The organism is Cupriavidus sp. C2SS-8b (assembly GCF_057073745.1).
Genome location: NZ_CP172716.1, coordinates 1,142,593 through 1,159,223, shown reverse-complemented (window position 1 = coordinate 1,159,223; position 16,631 = coordinate 1,142,593). Strand labels below are relative to the sequence as shown.

Sequence of the window (16,631 nt, the reverse complement as noted above, 5' to 3'; positions counted from 1 at the left end):
TTGACAAGACGAACTCTAAGCCGCGCATATGACAATTCCATGACATCTTCAAATCTTCTTGGAAGCCAATGTGAGCGCGGTTCGGGCTCGCCGGGCCACTCCCTACCAAGGTGCGGACATGCAGTCGGTTAATTGCGCTATCGGGCAAAAAAAAGCGCCGGGACATGCCCAGCGCCTTGGTATGGCCGAATTCGGTTAGCGAGACTCAGGCACGCAGGGCCTCGGCCAACGTCTGCGCGGCGCGCTCGGCGGTTTCGGCCTGCTCGGCCTCGACCATCACGCGGACCACGGGTTCGGTGCCCGACGCACGGATCAGCACGCGACCGCGGCCAGCCAGTTCGGGCTCCACCAACGCTTGCGCCGCCTTCAGGCCGGCATGTGACTGCCAGTCAAACCCCTTCTCGACACGGACGTTGATCAGCTTCTGCGGGAACAGGCTGACACCCTCAAGCAGGCCCGCCAGCGTCTTCCCGCTGCGGCGCAGCGCTGCCAGCACCTGGAGCGCGGAGACGATACCGTCACCGGTGCTGTGCCGGTCCAGGCAGAGCAAGTGGCCTGAGCCCTCGCCGCCCAGGATCCAGTTGCGCTTGTTCAACTCTTCAAGCACATAGCGGTCACCGACCTTCGCCCGCACAAATTCCACGCCAATACGCTTGAGCGCAAGTTCCACCGCCATATTCGTCATCAGCGTACCGACGGCGCCTTCCACGGCCTGACCTTCGGCCATGCGGTCGCGCACGATCAAGTACAGCAGTTCGTCGCCGTTGTAGAGGCGGCCTTCGCTGTCCACAACCTGCAGCCGGTCGGCATCCCCATCGAATGCCAGACCCAGGTCGGCACCGTGTTCACGCACTGCCTCCACCAGTTTTCCCGGCGCGGTGGCCCCGTATCCGTCATTGATATTGCGGCCGTCGGGCTGATTGCCAATCGCCACGACATCCGCGCCAAGCTCATGGAAGACATGCGGAGCGATGTGGTAGGCGGCACCGTGCGCGCAGTCCACGACCAGCTTGAGGCCGCGCAGGTCCTGGCTGTTCGGGAAGGTGCTCTTGCAGAATTCGATGTAGCGTCCCGGGGCGTCGTTGATGCGCCGTGCACGCCCGAGGTCATCGGATGGCGCGCAGACCATCGGATCATCCATGGCGGACTCGATCTGGGCCTCGACCTCGTCGGGAAGCTTGTCGCCGTCGGCCGAGAAGAACTTGATGCCATTGTCGTAATACGGATTGTGGCTGGCCGAAATGACCACGCCCGCCGACAGCCGCAACGCGCGCGTCAGGTAGGCGATGCCGGGGGTCGGCAGCGGCCCGGTCAGCAACACATGCACGCCGGCCGAGGTAAAGCCAGCCTCCAGCGCTGCCTCCAGCATATAACCGGAGATCCGCGTGTCCTTGCCGATCAGGACGGTCGGCCGCCCCTGCGCGGTGCGGGCGCCATGGGCGAGCACCTTGCCAGCGGCGTGTCCCAGCCGCATTACAAAATCCGGGGTGATCGGCAGCTCGCCAACCTTGCCCCGTACGCCATCTGTCCCGAAATACTTGCGCGTCATTCGATTCGTCCTTTCTTTCTTGCTCTGTCTGGCAACTATTGCTGCGAACCCTGCGATGGCTGGTCGCCAGTCGTCACAGCCTCATTCCGTACGGCCCACCAGGTCTGGAGGGCATCCACCGTATCCTGTACATCATGCACGCGCACGATAAAGGCGCCGCGCTCTGCCGCACAGACTGCCGCGGCAATGCTCGCCGCCACACGCTGCATCGGCGGCCGGCCGCCCAGGATCGCGCCGAGTGTCGACTTGCGCGACAAGCCCACCAGCAGCGGCAGCCCAAGCCTTTCCAGTGCGGGCAACTGTCCCAGCAGGCGCAGATTATGATCCGGAGTCTTGCCGAAGCCAAATCCCGGGTCCAGCGTGATGCGCGCGGGGTCGACGCCGGCCTTGCGCAAGTCAGCCACGCGTTCCTCGAGGAAGTCACCCACCTCGGCCACCACGTCGGTGTAATACGGATTCTCCTGCATGGTCTGCGGATCCCGCTGCATATGCATCACGCACAAGCCAGCCTGCCCTTCGGCAACCGCCTCGATGGCACCGGGCATGCGAAAGCCCCAGATATCGTTGATCAGATCCGCACCGGCCGCCAGCGATGCGCGCATCACCTCCGGCTTGTAAGTGTCAATCGACAGCGGCTTGCCGCAATCGCGCAATGCCTCGACGATCGGAATCACGCGGGCCAGTTCCTGGTCCAGCGGCAAGGCCGCCGAACCCGGCCGGCTCGACTCGCCGCCGATATCAAGGATGTCCGCGCCTTGCGCAATCAGCTGCTCGGCATGCCGCAGCGCCGCGTCCCGCGTGGCATGCTTGCCGCCATCCGAGAAGGAATCGGGCGTGACGTTGAGGATGCCCATGACAAGCGGGCGACGACTCAATGCGAAGCGATAGCGGCCGCACTGGAAATACGGGGATGGCGAGGTCTGCTGCAAGGTAGGAAGGCGCAATGGGAAAAGGGTGGTTCTACGCGCGTGCCGCGCAGAAACAAGAAAGCCGGTGCTAAGGCACCGGCTTGTCGGAACTACCAGGCAATCAAAGTCCTGTGAACAGCGATCCGTGCCGTCAGGCTGCGGCGGGCGCGTTCGAAGGCGCCACCGGCGAGCCACCGGACGGGGCATTGCCGCCGCCGTTCGGACCCGACACACCGCGCGGAGGACGCGGCGGCTTGCCAGCCATGATGTCGTTGACCTGATCGGCGTCGATCGTTTCCCACTCCATCAGCGCGGCCGTCATGGCCTCGACCTTGTCGCGGTTCTCTTCGAGCAGGCGCTTGGCCAGCGCGTACTGATCGTCGATGATGCGGCGGATCTCGTAGTCAACCTTCTGCTGCGTGGCTTCCGACACGGTCTTCGACGACAGCTTGCCGAACATGCCGTCCTGCTCGGTATCGACGTAGACCATGGCACCGAGTTCGTCGCTCATGCCGAAGCGGGTCACCATGTCGCGGGCGATCTTGGTCGCGCGCTCGAAGTCATTGGACGCGCCAGTGCTCATGGCATTGAGGAAGACCTCTTCCGCCGCACGGCCACCGAAGAGAATCGCAATCTCTTCGAGCATGTTGTCCTTGTACTTCGAGTACTTGTCATGCTCCGGCAACTGCCAGGTCACGCCCAGCGCCCAGCCACGCGGCATGATCGTGACCTTGTGGACCGGATCGGCCTTCGGCAGCAGCTTTGCCACCACCGCATGGCCGGACTCGTGGTAAGCCGTGGCCTTGCGCTCTTCCTCGCGCATGACCGTCGACTTGCGCTCCGGACCCATGTAGATCTTGTCCTTGGCGTCCTCGAAGTCCTGCATGTCGACCACGCGCTTGCTGCGGCGGGCGGCGAACAGCGCGGCCTCATTGACCAGGTTGGCCAGGTCGGCACCCGAGAAGCCCGGCGTACCACGCGCAATGATCGAAGCATCCACATCGTTGCCGATGGGCACCTTGCGCATATGGACCTTCAGGATCTGCTCGCGGCCACGGATGTCCGGCAGCCCGACATAGACCTGGCGGTCGAAGCGGCCCGGACGCAGCAGCGCCTTGTCGAGCACGTCGGAGCGGTTGGTCGCGGCGATCACGATCACACCCGAATTGGCCTCGAAGCCGTCCATCTCGACCAGCATCTGGTTGAGGGTCTGTTCGCGCTCGTCGTTACCGCCGCCCATGCCGGCGCCGCGATGGCGGCCGACCGCGTCGATTTCATCGATGAACACGATGCACGGCGCCTGCTTCTTGGCGTTCTCGAACATGTCGCGCACGCGGGCAGCGCCCACGCCAACGAACATTTCAACGAAGTCGGAACCCGAGATGCTGAAGAACGGCACCTTGGCTTCGCCGGCAATGGCGCGTGCCAGCAGCGTCTTGCCGGTACCCGGAGGGCCAACCAGCAGCACGCCGCGCGGAATGCGGCCGCCCAGCTTCTGGAATTTTTGCGGGTCCTTCAGGAAGTCGACCAGTTCGACGACTTCTTCCTTGGACTCGTCGCAACCGGCGACGTCCTGGAACGTGACGGCGTTCTGGTTTTCATCGATCAGGCGTGCGCGCGATTTGCCGAACGAGAAGGCTCCGCCTTTCCCGCCGCCCTGCATCTGCCGCATCATGTAGAACCAGAACACGATGATCAGCAGGGTCGGTCCGAGGTAGTACAGCGCCTGGACCAGCACGTTGGGTTCGTCGTCCGCCTTGCCGGTCACCTGGACGCCGTACTTCATCAGGTCGCCGACCATCCAGATGTCGCCCGGCGAGATGATGGTGTACTTGGCGCCCTCTTTCGGCGACACCACGAGGTTGCGGCCCTGCACGTCGACACGCGACACCTTGCCGTTCTTGGCGTCATCCATGAACTGCGAATAGGTGACGCCGTCCTGTGCACGGGGCTTGTCGAACTGCTTGAAGACGGTAAACAACACCAGCGCGATCACGAGCCAGATTGCCGCCTTTTGAAACAGGTTGTTATTCAAGGCCGAACTCCTTTGCAATTGCCTTGCCAACGGATAGCTGCATTGTAATGCAGCACCCGCCCCGAAGGGGTAACACCGAAAACTATGGAGCCAATAGCCCCCCGAGGCCAGACGCCCCCGGCTTTCCGCCGGATCCGTCAATTCATGACTTTGAGGTAACGCCCAAGGATAAATGTTTCAGAGGATTTGTCACGCGACGCCTTGGGCTTGCGTGCCGCGACCACCTTGAACTGCCGTTTGAATTTCTCGACGATCTGGCTGTAACCACTGCCGTGGAAGCACTTTACCAGTAATGCGCCGTTCGCCTTGAGATGGGCCTGGGCAAAATCCAATGCCAGCTCGCACAGATACTCGATGCGGGCGGCATCAGCAAAGGCCACACCGGACAAGTTGGGGGCCATGTCGGACAATACAAGGTCGATCTTTGCACCGCCGGAAGCTGCCAGGACCACTTCCTCAAGCTGGCGGAACACTTCTTCCTCGCGAAAATCGCCCTGGATAAACGTGACGTCCGCGACCGCCTCCATTGGCAGGATATCGATGGCTACCACTGCGCCATCCGGCTTGCCATCGACCGCCCGCGGAGAGGCCGCCAGCTTGTTGCGCGCGTACTGGCTCCAACTGCCGGGCGCGGCGCCCAGGTCGACAATGACCTGGCCTGGCCGGATCAGGTTGTCCTGCTCGTCGATTTCCTTGAGCTTGTAGGCCGCGCGGGCGCGATATCCCTCGCGCTGCGCCATCTTCACATACGGGTCGTTGATGTGATCGTGGAGCCACGACTGGTTGAACTTGTTCTTCGACTTGCCTTTGGCCATTCTGATTACGCCTGTTTCCTGTTTGCCGGCTCCCCGCGAAGCGGGCACGCCGCAATTTCTTGCCTGTTTTGCCGTTTTTTGCCGCCAACCTGCATTGATTTGGCGGATAATACGCGCCAATCGCATGCCAGCGGTGGCCACTTCGGGCCGCCATTGCCCGTTCGGGCCGTTGGCAGCACTTATTCCTGCGCCGTCAGCGCCTATTTATGTCCGCACTTCAACTTATTCCAGCCCAGCGCTCCGAACTCCGCTCCCGTGCCCACGGCCTCAATCCGGTCGTGATGATCGGGGCGGAAGGCCTCACGCGCGCGGTGCTGGCCGAAATCGACCGCAGCCTGGCATCGCACGACCTGATCAAGATCCGCGTGTTCGGCGACGACCGCGAAGCCCGCATCGCCATCTATGAATCCATTTGCGATGAACTGAGCGCCGCACCGATCCAGCATATCGGCAAACTGCTGGTGATCTGGCGGCCGGGCGAAGCCCGCCTCAAGGAAAATCAGCCTCAGGATCTCGGCCGCCACACGCCGATCCGCCGTGGTGGCGCCGCGCCTCGTACCGTGACGGTGAAGAAGCCCAGCGGCGCACCCAACCGCCGTCCGACCCGCAAGGATGTCACGGTGCTGGGCAATGAACGCGTCACGGCCGGCGGCAACGTCAAGCGCTCGCGCGCCCGCCCCGCCAGCCCGAAGAAAAAGGCGCTGGCCTGAACGAAGGCGGCCCGAGCGGGCCGCCTATTTCGCATCCATTCGCCGGCTATTCGCCGGATGAACGCGGCGCCGAAGCGCGCCACACCAGCGCCAGCGCCAGCAGGCTCTGCACCAGGTAGAAGGCGCTGGAAACGCCATGCAGCATGCCGAACTGGGCGCGGAACGGCGACTCCGACACGCCGACACCGAGTGCGGTCGCCTTCTCCTTGAGGCTGCCCATGAAAGGCTGGGTGCCGAAATAGCCCACCAGCACGCAACACAGCATGGCCAGTACCAGCCAGCGCAGCGCCCGATATCGGTTGGCACCGCGCCGGATCAGCACGTTGCAGAGTACAAGCTGCAAGACGCCGATGGTCACGCCGAGGACAGCCTCGGTCTGGAACAGATGGCCGGCGATCATGCCCGCCATTTCGCGGCTTGGCAGAACCGAGAACAACGTCGGCGCCACCATGTAACCCACCGTCCACAGGCTGCCGGCCCAGACAACCGTCAGGAGCAGGAAGATGCGGTGGGGCAGCGGCGGCAGGCTTGAGTAGGAGGTAGAGAACACGATCCGCTTGGTCCAGTCGGTCGGGTACCGACTTCAGATGTAGCGGACGGTGATGACTTCGTACTCGCGGTCACCGCTCGGCGCCAGGACGGTCGCAACGTCGCCCTCGAACTTGCCGATCAGCGCACGCGCGATGGGCGAGCTGACGGAGATCTTCCCGCTCTCCAGGTCAGCCTCGTCATCGCCGACAATCTGGTAGCTCACCGGGCTGCCGGACTCGAGGTCTTCCAGGTCGACCGTGGCACCGAACACGATGCGGCCATCCGTATCCAGTTGGGTCGGGTCAATGATCTGCGCCGTGGACAGCTTGGATTCGACTTCCAGAATGCGGCCTTCGATGAATGCCTGCTTTTCCTTGGCAGCATCGTACTCGGCATTTTCGGACAGGTCGCCCTGCGCGCGGGCTTCGGAGATGGCATTGATCACTGCCGGACGCTCGACAGCCTTCAGGCGTTGCAGTTCTTCCTTCAGCAGTTCGGCGCCACGCTTGGTAATCGGAATGGTGCTCATGTCTTCGATCAACAAAAAAATGAGCCGCAGCGGAGCTGGAACCATGCCCGGCGCTTGGTCCAGGGCACTTCCGCTCAAACCGCGGCTTCGGATGGGAAAGGCGCCCGGGGAAACCGGGCGCCGATCGATGAATTCGACGTAGTTTAGGACAAGATGGCCGCCGGCAGCAACACCGGCGGGCCGTCAGCCCTTGACGGAGCGCAAGCGCCCCGCCAGCTCATATTGTTACCCCAGCGTCGCATGCAGGCCCTGCAGGTCATAGACCTCCAGGCTCTGCATGTGCTTCAGGCCCTCCACCGCAGCGCTCGCGCCGGCGATGGTGGTGTAGTAAGGCACGCGGTTGGCCAGCGCCGAGATACGGATCGAGCGCGAATCGGCAATCGCGCCGCGGGTCTCGTCCACCGTGGTGAACACCAGCGCCAGTTCGCCGTTCTTGATCATGTCCACGATATGCGGACGGCCGTCCTTGACCTTGTTGACCACCCGGACCGGGATGCCGGCGGCTTCGATGGCCGAGGCCGTGCCGCGCGTGGCAACGATCGGGTAGCCCATGTCGTGCAGCATGCGGGCCACGGCAACGGCGCGTACCTTGTCGCTGTCCTTCACGGTGATCAGCACGGTGCCCTTTTCCGGCAGGCGCGAACCGGCGGCCAGCTGGCTCTTGAAGAGCGCTTCGCCGAACGACTTGCCCACGCCCATCACTTCACCGGTGGAACGCATTTCAGGTCCGAGGACCGGATCGACGCCCGGGAACTTGTTGAACGGAAACACCGCTTCCTTGACGCTGTAGTACGGCGGCACCACCTCGTCGAGCACGCCCTGCGAGTCTAGCGACTGGCCGGCCATGCAGCGCGCAGCGATCTTGGCGAGCTGCATGCCGGTCGCCTTCGATACGTACGGCACGGTACGCGAGGCACGCGGGTTCACTTCCAGCACGTAGACGGTGTCGACACCGTTGTTCTGCTGGATCGCGAACTGCACGTTCATCAGGCCGACAACGTTCAGGGCCTTGGCCATGGCGGCGGTCTGGCGCTTCAGTTCGGCCACGGTTTCCGCCGACAGCGAGTACGGCGGCAGCGAGCAAGCCGAGTCGCCCGAGTGGACGCCAGCCTGCTCGATGTGCTCCATCACGCCGCCGATGAACACGCGCTTGCCATCGGACAGCGCGTCGACGTCGCATTCGATCGCATCGTTCAGGAAGCGGTCCAGCAGCACCGGGGAATCGTTCGACACCTTGACGGCCTCGCGCATGTAGCGTTCGAGGTCGCGCGGCTCGTGCACGATTTCCATCGCGCGGCCACCCAGCACGTACGACGGGCGCACCACCAGCGGGTAGCCGATTTCCTCGGCCAGGCGCAGCGCTTCGTCCTCGGCACGCGCGGTGCGGTTGGGCGGCTGGCGCAGGCCAAGTTCCTGCAGCAGCTTCTGGAAGCGCTCGCGGTCTTCCGCGGCGTCGATCATGTCCGGCGTGGTGCCGATGATGGGCACGCCGTTGCGCTCCAGGTCGAGCGCGAGCTTCAGCGGGGTCTGGCCGCCGTACTGCACGATCACGCCGACCGGCTTCTCGATCGCGACGATTTCCAGCACGTCTTCCAGCGTCACTGGCTCGAAATACAGGCGGTCCGAGGTGTCATAGTCGGTCGACACAGTTTCCGGGTTGCAGTTGACCATGATGGTCTCGTACCCGTCTTCGCGCAGCGCCAGTGCGGCGTGCACGCAGCAGTAGTCGAACTCGATGCCCTGGCCGATCCGGTTCGGGCCGCCGCCCAGCACCATGATCTTCTTCTTGTCGGTCGGGCTGGCCTCGCACTCGCCATGCTCGGCCTCGTAGGTCGAGTACATGTAGGCGGTGTTGGTGCCGAACTCGGCCGCGCAGGTGTCCACGCGCTTGTACACCGGACGCACATTCTGGGCGATGCGCGCTTCGCGCACGGCCTTGGCGTCGGTCTTCAGCAGCTTGGCCAGGCGGCGGTCCGAGAAGCCCTTCTGCTTCACGTAGCGCAGCTCGGCCGTCGACAGGCTTGCCAGCGTGCGCGCCTTGATCTGCCCTTCGGTCTTGACGATGTCCTCGATCTGGGCCAGGAACCACGGGTCGATCGCGGTCTCGGCATACACCTCTTCCAGAGACATGCCCAGGCGGAATGCATCACCCACGTACCAGATGCGGTCCGGACCGGCCTCGCCGATTTCCTCGACGATCTCGTCGCGGTCGGTGGACTTCTCGTCCAGGCCGTCCACGCCGACTTCCAGGCCGCGCAGGGCCTTCTGGAACGATTCCTGGAAGGTACGGCCCATGGCCATCACCTCGCCCACCGACTTCATCTGGGTGGTCAGGTGGCTGTCGGCCTGCGGGAATTTCTCGAAGGCGAAACGCGGCACCTTGGTGACCACGTAGTCGATCGACGGCTCGAACGAAGCCGGGGTCGCGCCACCGGTGATCTCGTTCTTCAGCTCGTCCAGCGTGTAGCCGACGGCCAGCTTGGCAGCGACCTTGGCGATCGGGAAGCCGGTGGCCTTCGAGGCCAGCGCCGACGAACGCGACACGCGCGGGTTCATCTCGATCACGATCATCCGGCCATCCTTCGGATTGATCGAGAACTGCACGTTCGAGCCGCCGGTATCGACGCCGATCTCGCGCAGCACGGCCAGCGAGGCGTTGCGCAGGATCTGGTATTCCTTGTCGGTCAGCGTCTGGGCCGGGGCCACGGTGATCGAGTCACCGGTGTGGATGCCCATCGGGTCCAGGTTCTCGATCGAGCAGATGATGATGCAGTTGTCCGCCTTGTCGCGGACCACTTCCATCTCGTATTCCTTCCAGCCCAGCAGCGATTCCTCGATCAGCAGCTCGCGCGTCGGCGACAGGTCCAGGCCGCGCTTGCAGATCTCTTCGAATTCTTCGCGGTTGTAGGCAATGCCGCCGCCGGTGCCGCCCAGCGTGAAGGAGGGGCGGATCACGATCGGGTAGCCGCTGGTGCCGGTTTCCGTGGCGATTTGCGACTGCACGCCCATGGCTTCGTCCATGGAGTGCGCGATGCCGGACTTGGCCGAGCCGAGTCCGATCTTGGTCATCGCATTCTTGAACTTCTGGCGGTCCTCGGCCTTGTCGATGGCTTCCGGCGACGCGCCGATCAGCTCGACCTTGTACTTGTCCAGCACGCCATGGCGATGCAGGTCCAGCGCGCAGTTCAGCGCGGTCTGGCCGCCCATGGTCGGCAGGATCGCGTCCGGACGTTCCTTCTCGATGATGCGCTCGACCACTTCCCACGTGATCGGCTCGATATAGGTCACGTCGGCCGTGGCCGGATCGGTCATGATGGTCGCCGGGTTCGAATTGACCAGGATGACCTTGAAGCCTTCTTCACGCAGCGCCTTGCAGGCCTGCGCGCCGGAATAGTCGAACTCGCACGCCTGGCCGATGATGATGGGGCCGGCGCCGATAATCAGGATGCTCTTGATGTCTGTGCGTTTTGGCATTGCACTATCTCTTTTTTGGCCGGCCGCCCGTTCGGGACGGCCGCGCCGGAATATCAGGAATCCCGCGGGATTCGAAAAATCAGCTCAGGGTGGCCGTGGCCAGCTTCGCGCCGAAGCCGATGAACATGGCGCCCACTCCGCTCGACACGCCCGCCGACAAGCGGCGGCGGCGGCGGAACGCGGCGGCCAGTTTCACGCCAACGAAGATCAGCGTCGTCAGGTACAGGAAGCTGAAGATCTGCACGACTACGCCCAGTGCGAGGAACGCCAGCGCCGGATAGCCGAAGCCGGGGTCGACGAACTGGATGAAGAACGAGATAAAGAACAGGATGGCCTTGGGGTTCATCAGGCTGATGATGAGCGCCTTGCGAAACGGGTTCGACTGGTCGACGGGCATGGCCGCGGCCGCATTGATTGCCTGCCCCGCCTGACCTGCCTTGGACCAGTTGCGTACCGCCCCGCGCAGCATGTTGAACCCGATCCAGCCCAGGTACGCCGCGCCGATGTACTTCACGACGTAAAACAGCGCCGGGCTGGCCTGGAGCAGCGAGGCCACGCCTGCCGCCGACAGCACCATCAGCACCGCATCGCCGAGGAACACGCCGCAGGCACCCTTGTAGCCGGTGCGCACGCCGCGCTGCGCCGCCACGGACAGCACGTACATCGAATTCGGCCCCGGCAGCAGCACGATAAAGATCGTGCCCAGCACATAGGTCCAGAAGTCGGTGATGCCGAAAGCGGTATGCATGAAGGCGTTCATGGCGTGTCCTTGTTCCCTGCTCGTCCCTGTTTCTCGATTCTCGAATGGCTCCGCGCTTACTTGCGCGCGTCCGCCATCATCTTCGTGAAGCGGTCGAACAGGTAAGCCACGTCGTTCGGGCCCGGCGACGCTTCCGGGTGGCCCTGGAAGCAGAACGCCGGCTTATCGGTCAGCGCGAAGCCCTGCAGCGTGCCGTCGAACAGCGACACGTGCGTCACGCGCGCGTTGGCCGGCAGGGTTTCCGCATCGACCGCGAAGCCGTGGTTCTGCGACGTGATCATCACGCGGCCGTCATCCATGTCCTTGACCGGATGGTTGGCGCCGTGGTGGCCGGCCTTCATCTTCAGCGTCTTGGCACCGATGGCGAGAGCCATGATCTGGTGGCCCAGGCAGATGCCGAAGGTCGGGATGCCGCGCTCGATGAATTCGCGCGTGGCCTGGATGGCGTAGTCGCACGGTTCCGGGTCGCCGGGGCCGTTGGACAGAAACACGCCATCCGGATTCAGCGCCAGGGCGTCGGCCGCGCTGGCCTGGGCCGGCAGCACCGTCACCTTGCAGCCGCGCTCGGCCAGCATGCGCAGGATGTTGAACTTGACGCCGTAGTCATAGGCGACCACGTGGAACTGCGGCTTGTCCTGCTTGCCGTAGCCGTCGCCGAGCGCCCATTCCGACTGGGTCCACTCGTACGGTTCCTTGACCGACACCACCTTGGCCAGGTCCATGCCGGCCAGGCCGGGGAACGAGCGGGCCAGGTCGATGGCCTTCTGCACATTGTCCTCGCCAGCCAGGATGCAGCCGTTCTGGGCGCCCTTCTCGCGCAGTATTCGGGTCAGCTTGCGGGTATCGATGCCCGCGATCGCGACGACCTTTTCCTGCTTGAGGTAATGGCCGAGCGTGTGCTCCTTGCGGAAATTCGATGCCAGGATCGGCAGATCCTTGATGATCAGGCCGGCGGCATGGACTTTCGTGGCTTCAATATCCTCACGGTTGACGCCGTAATTCCCGATGTGCGGATACGTCAGCGTGACGATCTGCCGGGAATAGCTCGGGTCGGTGAGGATTTCCTGGTAACCGGTGATGGCGGTGTTGAACACCACTTCGCCGATGGTATGGCCGGATGCGCCAATGGAATAGCCACGAAAGACCGTGCCGTCTGCAAGCGCGAGAATGGCGGACGGAAAAGACGGTAACACGGGTAGGCTCCTGCTGGACTCACCCCGTGCCCGACCTGATCAACGCCTCGTGCCCCTGGAAGAGATCCGGTACGGCCGCAGTGGCAAGGCTGCCATGGCGGCGCGACTCGGCCGCATCGTGCTCTTTGCATCACATATTTCAATGCCGGCAACGCTGCGCGGACGGGGGCGGCGGAAGGTGGAAAGCGGTTGGCGCTAGGGTGAAGGGTTCTGAAAGCGAAACTTTCGGATTATATCCCGCACCGGGCAATTTCTCAAGTTTTCAAGGACTTGCGTGCGGCACGGGCTCTGCCTGCGCCGCCCCGTCCGCGCCCTGCCACCCCAGCATCCGCCTTATGCAGCCGGCGGCACCACCGCCGTGACCTCGATCTCTACCTTGGCGCGCGGCTCCACCAGGTCCGCGACCTCCACTGCCGTCATCGCCGGAAAATGCCGGCCGATGCTGTCCCGGTAATGCTGGCCGATAACCGGGTAGGCCGCGACGTATTCCGCCTTGTCCTTCACATACCACGTCATGCGCGTGATGTGCTCCGGCTTCGCGCCGCCCGCCGCCAGCACGGCGACGATATTGCGCAAGGTCTGGGCCACCTGCAGGCCGAAGTCGTCGGTCTCGAACTCGCACTGGCCGTTCCAGCCGATCTGGCCTCCGACAAAGATGAGCCGGCTGCCGGCCTGCATCTCCGTCATGATGCCGTTGGAATAGCCGCGCGGTGCGGCCCAGTCGGGCGGCTGCAGAATCTTCATGATTGCGTCCTGATTGTCTCGGTTACTCGAATGGCTTGGATTTTTCAGATGTCCCGGCCGGCGGTTGCGGCCAGGCTGGCATCCAGGTACTGCGTCATGGCTAGCCGCACAGGGTCGGGCAGCGGCCTTGGCGCGATCTTGTCCGTATTGACGCAGACCAGCCGCTGCGTCACTTCCAGCCGCAAGCCGCCGTCGGGGCCGATGAACCGAACCTGCACCGTGAAGCTCGATTGCCCGAGCTTCAGCACGCGCAGTTCACGCGTGAGCGATTCGCCCAAGCGGCTGGGCGCGACAAAGCGGCAATGCAGATCGGCGGTCGGTACGCCGGCATGCCCCGCACCGTGCATGGCACTGAAAGGCCAGTCCAGCTCCTGGGCAAACCAGTCTTCGATGAAGTCGTTAAGCATCTCGAAGTAGCGCGGATAGAACACGATGCCGGCGGCATCGCAATGCCCGAAGCGCACCAGCACGGTGTTGCGGAACACGGCGCTCATGGCTTGGCGACCCCGCCGCCATTGCCCTGCTCCGCCAGCTGGCGCAGCCGGAAGCGCTGCAGCTTGCCGGTCTCCGTGCGCGGCAGCGCCGGCACGAAGACGATGCGCCGCGGATATTTGTATGGCGCAATCTGGCGCTTCACGTAGTCCTGCAGCGCAGCGCGCGTCGCGTCGCTGGCCTCCACGCCTTCGCGCAGCACGACATAGGCCGTCACCACCTGGCCGCGCTCCGCGTCCGGCGCGCCCACCACGCCGCATTCCGCCACGTCCTTGTGCTGCATCAGCGTGCCTTCCACCTCGGGGCCGGCGATGTTATAGCCGGCGGAGATGATCATGTCGTCGGAACGGGCCTGGTAGAAGTAGTAGCCGTCCTCATCCATGTAGAACGTGTCGCCGGGCAGGTTCCATCCGGCCTTCACGTAGTTGGCCTGGCGCGGGTCATCCAGGTAGCGGCAACCCGTCGGGCCGCGCACCGCCAGCTTGCCCACCGTCCCCGGCGGCACCGGCTGCATGTCCTCGTCGACGATCTGCGCGATGTAGCCCGGCACAACCTTGCCGATCGCGCCCGGCCTCACCTCGGCACCCGCGCTCGAAATGAAGATATGCATCATCTCCGTGCCGCCGATGCCATCGGTCATCTCGATGCCCGTGGCGGCCTTCCATGCCTGGCGCGTGGCATCAGGCAGCGCCTCGCCGGCCGACACGCTTTTCTTCAGGCTGCGCAGGTCGTAGCGCGAAGCCAGCGCGGCCATCTGGCGATAGAAGGTCGGCGCGGTGCACACGATGGTCGCGCGGAAGTCCGCAATCAGTTCCAGCAGCGCATCCGGCGTGAGCTTCTCGGCCAGCACGGTGCTGGCGCCGATGCGCCACGGAAAGCAAAGGATGCCGCCCAGGCCGAACGTGAAGGCAATCGGCGGCGTGCCGCAGAAGATGTCATCCGGCTCAGGCCGCAGTACGTGGCGCGGGAACAGGTCGCACATCGCCAGCACGTCGCGGTGGAAGTGGACCGTGCCTTTGGGCTGGCCGGTCGTGCCGCTCGTGAAGGCGATCAGGCATACGTCGTCGGCCGCCGTGTCGCAGGCATTGAAGGTGTCGGGCTTGCCGGCCATCGCAGCTTCCAGCGAACCCTCGCCTTCGCCGTTGAAGTACAGCGCCTGCGTCAGGCTCGGGCAGTGAAACTCGCCACCGGCTTGCCGGTTCGCCTCAAGGTCCTCGCGCAGCCGCACATCGCACAGCGCCGCGGTGACCTGTGCCTTGTCGATGATCTGCTTGAGTTCCTTCGCGCGCAGCAGCGGCATGGTCGGCACGGCGATCAGCCCCGCCTTGATGGTCGCCAGCCAGCTCGCCGCCATCATGACGTTGTTCGGTCCGCGCAGCAGCACGCGGTTGCCCGGCACCAGGCCCATGTCCTCGGTCAGCACATGGGCGATGCGGTTGCTCAGCGCCGCGAGTTGCGCGTAGGTGATGGTCTCGATGCCGCCATCGCGCCGGTGACGGATCGCTACGCGTTCGCCGCGGCCTTCGCGCACGTGCCGGTCAATCAGTTCCACGGCGCAGTTCAGGCGCTCGGGATAGTCCGTATCCGCGTTGAAGCGGAATTCCGGCCACGCCTGCGGCGGGGGCAGCCGGTCGCGGGCGAAGGTATCGAGATGGGCGGTGGTCGCCATGACTTGTCTCCTGTCTGCTGTGTCGCTGACTTGATGGGTGCCGTGCTCAGCCTGCCGCCGCAAGCGTTTCGCGCGCGATGATCAGCTTCTGCACTTCGGTCGCGCCTTCGTAGATGCGCAGCGAGCGAATCTCTCGATAGAGCCCCTCCACGCGCGTGCCGACCCTGACGCCGAGGCCGCCGAACATCTGCACCGCGCGGTCGATCACCTGCTGCGCATTTTCCGTGGCCACCATCTTCGCCATGGCCGCCTCGCGCGTGGTGCGCACGCCCTTCACATCGCGCAGCCAGGCCGCGCGATAGGTCAGCAGCGCCGCCGCATCGATGGCCGTCGCCATGTCGCCGATGGCGGCCTGCGTGAGCTGCAGGTCGGCCAGCACGCCGCCGAACATCGGCCGCGCGCGGGCACGCGCAATGGCTTCGTCGAGCGCGGCACGGCCAAAGCCGAGCGCGGCGGCCGCCACCGAGGCGCGGAAGATGTCCAGCGTCATCATCGCTACCTTGAAGCCTTGCCCGGGCTCGCCGAGGCGGTTGGCTACCGGCACGCGGCAGTTATCGAAGCGCAGCGTGGCGAGCGGATGCGGCGCCATCACGTCGATCCGTTCGGCGATGCTCAGGCCCGGCGTGTCGGCATCGACCACGAAGGCGGAGATGCCGCGCGCGCCCGGCGCTTCGCCGGTGCGCACGAACACGCAGTAGAAATCGGCAATGCCGCCGTTGGAGATCCAGGTCTTGGCGCCATCGATCACATAGTGGCTGCCATCGGCATCGAGCCGCGCGCTGCATTGCATCGCCGCCACGTCGGAACCGGCGTCCGGCTCGGACAAGGCGAAGGCTGCAATGGCCTCGCCGCGCGCCACGCGTGGCAGGTAGCGTTCGCGGATCTCGGGGGTGCCGGCTAGCGAAATCGCGCCGGAGCCAAGGCCCTGCATGGCGAATGCAAAATCGGCCAGGCCATCATGGCGCGCCAGCGTTTCGCGCAGCAAGCACAGCGAACGCGAATCGAGCTTCGGCAAGGCGCCGCCATGCTCGGCCGGCACGCAATAGCGCAGCCAGCCGGCTTCACCGAGCTGGCGTACCAGTGCGCGGCAGGCCGCGTCGGTATCGCCGTGATCCACATTCAGGCTGGCCGCACACCAAGCGTCCAGGTCGCGCTCCAGCGCACGATGCGAGTCGTCGAGCAGCGGCAGGTCGAGATAGGTCTTGTCGGACATCGGGAATCC

Annotated in this window: 14 protein-coding genes; 1 reads left to right on the top strand and 13 read right to left on the bottom strand. The window is 64.5% G+C overall.

The genetic code is table 11. From position 1 onward, the window contains the following. Nucleotides 1–205 precede the first annotated feature (205 nt). The 4 genes from glmM to ACIGJB_RS05330 all read right to left on the bottom strand — a co-directional run bounded on the left by glmM (nucleotide 206) and on the right by ACIGJB_RS05330 (nucleotide 5,307). Nucleotides 206–1,549: a phosphoglucosamine mutase gene (gene glmM / locus ACIGJB_RS05345; RefSeq protein WP_483731716.1), complete on the bottom strand. Its 1,344-nt coding sequence runs from the start codon at nucleotides 1,547–1,549 to the stop codon at nucleotides 206–208. 35 nt (nucleotides 1,550–1,584) lie between these two features. Then, a complete protein-coding gene (gene folP / locus ACIGJB_RS05340) occupies nucleotides 1,585–2,403 on the bottom strand; it encodes a dihydropteroate synthase (protein ID WP_483732259.1) in 819 nt (272 codons plus the stop codon). Between the two features lie 205 nt (nucleotides 2,404–2,608). Then, complete coding sequence (ftsH, locus tag ACIGJB_RS05335; RefSeq protein WP_483708567.1) at nucleotides 2,609–4,492, bottom strand: ATP-dependent zinc metalloprotease FtsH; 1,884 nt, start codon at nucleotides 4,490–4,492, stop codon at nucleotides 2,609–2,611. 137 nt (nucleotides 4,493–4,629) lie between these two features. Further along, nucleotides 4,630–5,307 (bottom strand): RlmE family RNA methyltransferase, encoded by a 678-nt coding sequence (locus ACIGJB_RS05330; RefSeq protein ID WP_483731715.1) that lies wholly within the window; start codon nucleotides 5,305–5,307, stop codon nucleotides 4,630–4,632. A gap of 206 nt (nucleotides 5,308–5,513) precedes the next feature. Here ACIGJB_RS05330 and ACIGJB_RS05325 point away from each other — a divergent pair, with 206 nt between their 5' ends. Beyond that, nucleotides 5,514–6,017, top strand: a complete 504-nt coding sequence (locus ACIGJB_RS05325) for a YhbY family RNA-binding protein (RefSeq protein ID WP_483731714.1) — start codon at nucleotides 5,514–5,516, stop codon at nucleotides 6,015–6,017. Nucleotides 6,018–6,063: 46 nt separating this feature from the next. Here ACIGJB_RS05325 and ACIGJB_RS05320 read toward each other — a convergent pair whose 3' ends face one another. The 9 genes from ACIGJB_RS05320 to ACIGJB_RS05280 all read right to left on the bottom strand — a co-directional run bounded on the left by ACIGJB_RS05320 (nucleotide 6,064) and on the right by ACIGJB_RS05280 (nucleotide 16,622). After that, nucleotides 6,064–6,567, bottom strand: coding sequence for a DUF4149 domain-containing protein (locus ACIGJB_RS05320; RefSeq protein ID WP_483731713.1), 504 nt, complete (start codon nucleotides 6,565–6,567; stop codon nucleotides 6,064–6,066). 33 nt (nucleotides 6,568–6,600) lie between these two features. Next, entirely contained in the window at nucleotides 6,601–7,077 is a 477-nt protein-coding gene (gene greA, locus ACIGJB_RS05315; RefSeq protein ID WP_483731712.1) for a transcription elongation factor GreA, read from the bottom strand. Nucleotides 7,078–7,302: 225 nt separating this feature from the next. Next, entirely contained in the window at nucleotides 7,303–10,551 is a 3,249-nt protein-coding gene (carB, locus tag ACIGJB_RS05310; RefSeq protein WP_483731711.1) for a carbamoyl-phosphate synthase large subunit, read from the bottom strand. A gap of 79 nt (nucleotides 10,552–10,630) precedes the next feature. Then, on the bottom strand, nucleotides 10,631–11,311 hold the full coding sequence (leuE, locus tag ACIGJB_RS05305; RefSeq protein ID WP_483731710.1) for a leucine efflux protein LeuE: 681 nt from the start codon (nucleotides 11,309–11,311) through the stop codon (nucleotides 10,631–10,633). 56 nt (nucleotides 11,312–11,367) lie between these two features. After that, nucleotides 11,368–12,504 carry a glutamine-hydrolyzing carbamoyl-phosphate synthase small subunit gene (carA, locus tag ACIGJB_RS05300; RefSeq protein WP_483731709.1) on the bottom strand — a complete coding sequence of 379 codons (1,137 nt, stop codon included), beginning with the start codon at nucleotides 12,502–12,504 and terminating at the stop codon, nucleotides 11,368–11,370. A 333-nt stretch (nucleotides 12,505–12,837) separates the two neighbouring features. Continuing rightward, nucleotides 12,838–13,248, bottom strand: a complete 411-nt coding sequence (locus ACIGJB_RS05295) for a RidA family protein (RefSeq protein ID WP_483708575.1) — start codon at nucleotides 13,246–13,248, stop codon at nucleotides 12,838–12,840. Between the two features lie 44 nt (nucleotides 13,249–13,292). After that, complete coding sequence (locus ACIGJB_RS05290) at nucleotides 13,293–13,742, bottom strand: acyl-CoA thioesterase (RefSeq protein WP_483731708.1); 450 nt, start codon at nucleotides 13,740–13,742, stop codon at nucleotides 13,293–13,295. Then, entirely contained in the window at nucleotides 13,739–15,409 is a 1,671-nt protein-coding gene (locus ACIGJB_RS05285; RefSeq protein ID WP_483731707.1) for an AMP-binding protein, read from the bottom strand. The genes ACIGJB_RS05290 and ACIGJB_RS05285 overlap by 4 nt, the downstream gene beginning before the upstream one ends. Nucleotides 15,410–15,455: 46 nt before the next feature. After that, nucleotides 15,456–16,622 (bottom strand): acyl-CoA dehydrogenase family protein, encoded by a 1,167-nt coding sequence (locus ACIGJB_RS05280; RefSeq protein ID WP_483731706.1) that lies wholly within the window; start codon nucleotides 16,620–16,622, stop codon nucleotides 15,456–15,458. Nucleotides 16,623–16,631 lie beyond the last annotated feature (9 nt).